This is a genomic window from Allobosea massiliensis, from assembly GCF_042655245.1.
GTDB lineage: Bacteria > Pseudomonadota > Alphaproteobacteria > Rhizobiales > Beijerinckiaceae > Allobosea > Allobosea massiliensis.
Genome location: NZ_JBHSLU010000133.1, coordinates 1 through 3,482, shown reverse-complemented (window position 1 = coordinate 3,482; position 3,482 = coordinate 1). Strand labels below are relative to the sequence as shown.

2 protein-coding genes and 1 pseudogene are annotated in these 3,482 nt (G+C 62.0%); all 3 read right to left on the bottom strand.

The genetic code is table 11. From position 1 onward, the window contains the following. Window positions 1-70: 70 nt before the first annotated feature. Window positions 71-532, bottom strand: coding sequence for a TniQ family protein (locus ACFPN9_RS27705; protein WP_377817941.1), 462 nt, complete (start codon window positions 530-532; stop codon window positions 71-73). A gap of 21 nt (window positions 533-553) precedes the next feature. Further along, the gene (locus ACFPN9_RS27700; protein WP_377817940.1) at window positions 554-2,443 is read right to left on the bottom strand and encodes a TniQ family protein; all 1,890 of its coding nucleotides are present in this window, start codon (window positions 2,441-2,443) and stop codon (window positions 554-556) included. After that, window positions 2,440-3,369: pseudogene (locus ACFPN9_RS27695) on the bottom strand (TniB family NTP-binding protein); the annotation flags it as partial. The pseudogene ACFPN9_RS27695 and the gene ACFPN9_RS27700, both read right to left, overlap by 4 nt. Window positions 3,370-3,482 lie beyond the last annotated feature (113 nt).

The window sequence follows — 3,482 nt, the reverse complement described above, 5'->3', positions numbered from 1 at the left end:
CATCGTCAGCCTGCCAGCCGTGGCCGCCTGACCAGCCCGACCAAAGCCGGCACGCGGTGGCTCTGCGAAGCTACACCACCAGCAGGGACACGACCGAAATGAGGCGGCAGTAGTGGACTGGACAGGCGGTGACCGCGGCCACGTCCCACCAAGTGCGGTGCCACGCTCGCGGCAGCCGGCGCTTATAGGGTTCGGTTGCCTGCTTGTCCTCGGCATAGCAGGCCGGGCAAGCGCGTCGGACGCTAAGCGAAGACCACTGCGTACCACGTTTGAGCGTCTCTCCTCGAAGGGTGACAATATCGCGATCATCAGTGGCCGTGTCGTGGGAGAGGCTGACCGCATCCGAGCGACCGACGCTCCCGATGGTCTCCAGCGAAGACCGCATATGCAGGCGATATGATTCCAGGCCGAGGTTTGCCGCCAAGGTCGCAACGCGCTTTACGCCGTTGGCTTGCGCCACGCGCATCAAGTGAGCGTAGGCCGGCTCCCCATCCTGGCGAGCGGGATAAACGGCAACGTAGTTGATCCTCATGCACACAATCCTATCGGCCAGTCAGTGTTCGGTAGCGCGTGGTGCGCCAGATTCGAGTCGCTGCCAGCGATCCAAAGCCGCCTCGGCTTCGGATCGGCGAAAGATGGCTTGCCGAGCTACCTCCATGGGCAGGATCGGAGTGAGGCCGACTTTCTTGAGCTGCTTGGTCGCCGCGCTCGCCGAGCCGAAACCGCCCATGGCTGCGAGGGTTTGCGACGTCACATGGTCATCGACGAATCTCTGGAGGGTGTCCCGTCGGACTAGAAGGCTGTTTCGATGACGGGTTGCGTCGAGGAAGTTATGATCCCGCAACGCCTTGGCGGTTTCACCTTTGATGCCAATCTGGCCGGCGGCGGTCGAGATCGGAACGAATTCGTAGGAAAGGTGCTGACCGATCGCTTTCGAGAGCTCGCACCGGTCGATTAGGAATGCCTGAAGGCCGGGTGCGCTGCCGTCGTAGCCTCTGATGGAAAGCCGTCCCGACAGCACGAGCTGGACGGCCTTGCTCGTTGCTAACCGCAAAGTCGCCGCGGCTTTGGGAAGAGCGGTGAGATTGTTGCCACCGAGTTCGATCCTAGCAGCCAGGTCGTCGAGGAGCCTGCGGACTGATTGCACCGAAAAGAGTGCGACGTTGAATTTGAGCTCACGGCGCTGCTCGGCCGGCACGATCGGATCGACGAGCCCTTCATCTGCAATGGCCCGGGCGGCGGCTGGCGAGACACCCAGTGCGATTTCGAGCTCGGTCGCGTTGAAGCACTCGGCGATCATCTCCCTGAACTGATCCACAAAAGCTCGGGGGATACGTGCGCTCTCTCCCTGGCGAAGCCTCGCGCTCGGGAGGACGCCCTGAGCCTCGCAGAACCGACGGAAACGGTCGCTTCCCATGCCGCATTCCGCGGCCGCCTCGGCAAGCGGGACATATTTCGCGCTCGCCATCATTACGCCGGCGACAGTGGTGTTCGCTTTGAAGATGACTTGGTCCGAATTCTCCGCATGGGCCACGATTCCGGCGCGCAACGCGTCGATAATTGCGGACTGCGGCTCGTCCATGAGCCACTCGTAGAATTCGCCATAGGCCTTCAGGAGACCCCACCGCCAAGGGCGCTGCCCGGACAAAGCGACAAGCCCGTCCATAATGACAGGCAGCCGCTCCGGCAGCCCCTGAATGGCATCGAAACCCACAGAGAGAATCGCACCGGACGAAGAACTGGGAGCCTGCTCGGCAAACCGCTCTATCCCCATGGCGGCTCGTCCGACGGCCTCCATCGTCGCGATCGCGCGACCCAGATCCAACTCATCGAGAAATGCCGAGGCGAGACGCTCCGCGAAGCCGAGCCTGCCCAGGATATACCGAGCTCCCAGCGTCTCGCCTTCCGGAACGGCCTCACAGATGAACTGCGCTATGTCGTGCCCCTGCGGGCATCGGCCGACCGAGGCGTTCTCATAGGACAGCGCTTCACCGCAGGCCTCACAGGCATCGATCAGTCGCGCTGAGTGCTCCACGCAAACGTCGACGGCGCGGATATCCCAAAAGGTCCGTCGCCATGCTCTTGGAAGCCGCCGGCGAAACTGCTCGGGTGCAGCCATGTCCTGACGAACGCATCCCGGGCAGACCTTGCACTGTGAAGCAATGGTCCACTGCTTTCGGAACAGGCGCTCTCCGCGCAGCTCGACGTTGTCAGGGGCGGTCTTCGCTGTGTCGAACGACAAGGCCGCGAGATCCTGGTCCGTGAGCTCAGCGACGCATTCCAGACCTTTGCCCTGGATGATTTCGAAGGACCGGAAACCGAAGACGTAACCGCAGTGGGTCAGCGTCTTCAGGCCGTTCGTCGCCCCTATCCTCGCGCAATAAGCGTAGGCCGGTTCACCCGAATGACGGATCGGACGAACCGGAAGGGTTGAGAGCCTCACTCTCCATCCTCGATCGAGGGCCGCTGGTTGCCTCGCAACAACGTGCGGTCATAATCCTCTAGCGACTTCTTTTTCTTCTTCACCTTGGTCAGGTCGGCCACACGGAAGGGATTGGCCCTCGCGTCGCAGAGCCCGATAGCTTCTGCCGCAGCAGCGAGATCCAACATGGTCATCGGGCGGCCAGCCATCCACGGACCGACACCAGCGAGCTTGAACAGGTCGGCAACGCGACCAACCTCGCCGTCGGTCGCATGGATCATGCGCTCGGGATAATCGTGCAGATGCAGGTCGAGCTTCTCGGGGAAACCCAACCTTTTTTCGAAATTCTGCAGCAGCATCGCCATGTGGTCCCGGCGCTTGTTATCGAGCCGGCGGACCTCGACTATCGGCGTGCGGCGGCGAAGCTCGGGATATTCCTCAACGAACTTTGCCGCTTTGACGCCTGCCAGGACGATAGAGACTGGCCACTCCTTATCGACCAGCATTTCCTTGAGCTTCATGGCGATTTGAGCGCGCTCATGGCTCTTGGGATTTGAGAAGACGTTGTTGATCTCGTCGATAATGACAACCATGACGCCCTGGGTCTGGAGCTGGATCCGGATGACGTCCCAGACATCTTCGGCATCCAGCCGAATCCCCTTGGTGATCTTGGACTCGCCATCACCGACATCCTCGGCCAGCGCCACACCAACACCCATGCGGCGAAGCATCCGCACGCCAAGCTTTCGTAGGTCGCACGCAGCCGGGATCTCGACCTTGAGCAAGGGCCGCAGCGGCCCCTCCTCGGTCTCGATGAGCTCCAGATTCTTGTGCCGGCTGAGACGTCGCAGAATATGGGTCTTGCCAGCTCCAGTGGGGCCGTCGACTGCGAATGCCTTGCCTTCCTCCTCCTCTCCCAGACCCGCGATGATCTGATCGAACAAGTCGCGCGCTTGCGCCCAGGGGTCGTGTCCCTGCTGGTGGTGTAGCTTCGCAGAGCCACCGCGTGCCGGCTTTGGTCGGGCTGGTCAGGCGGCCACGGCTGGCAGGCTGACGATGG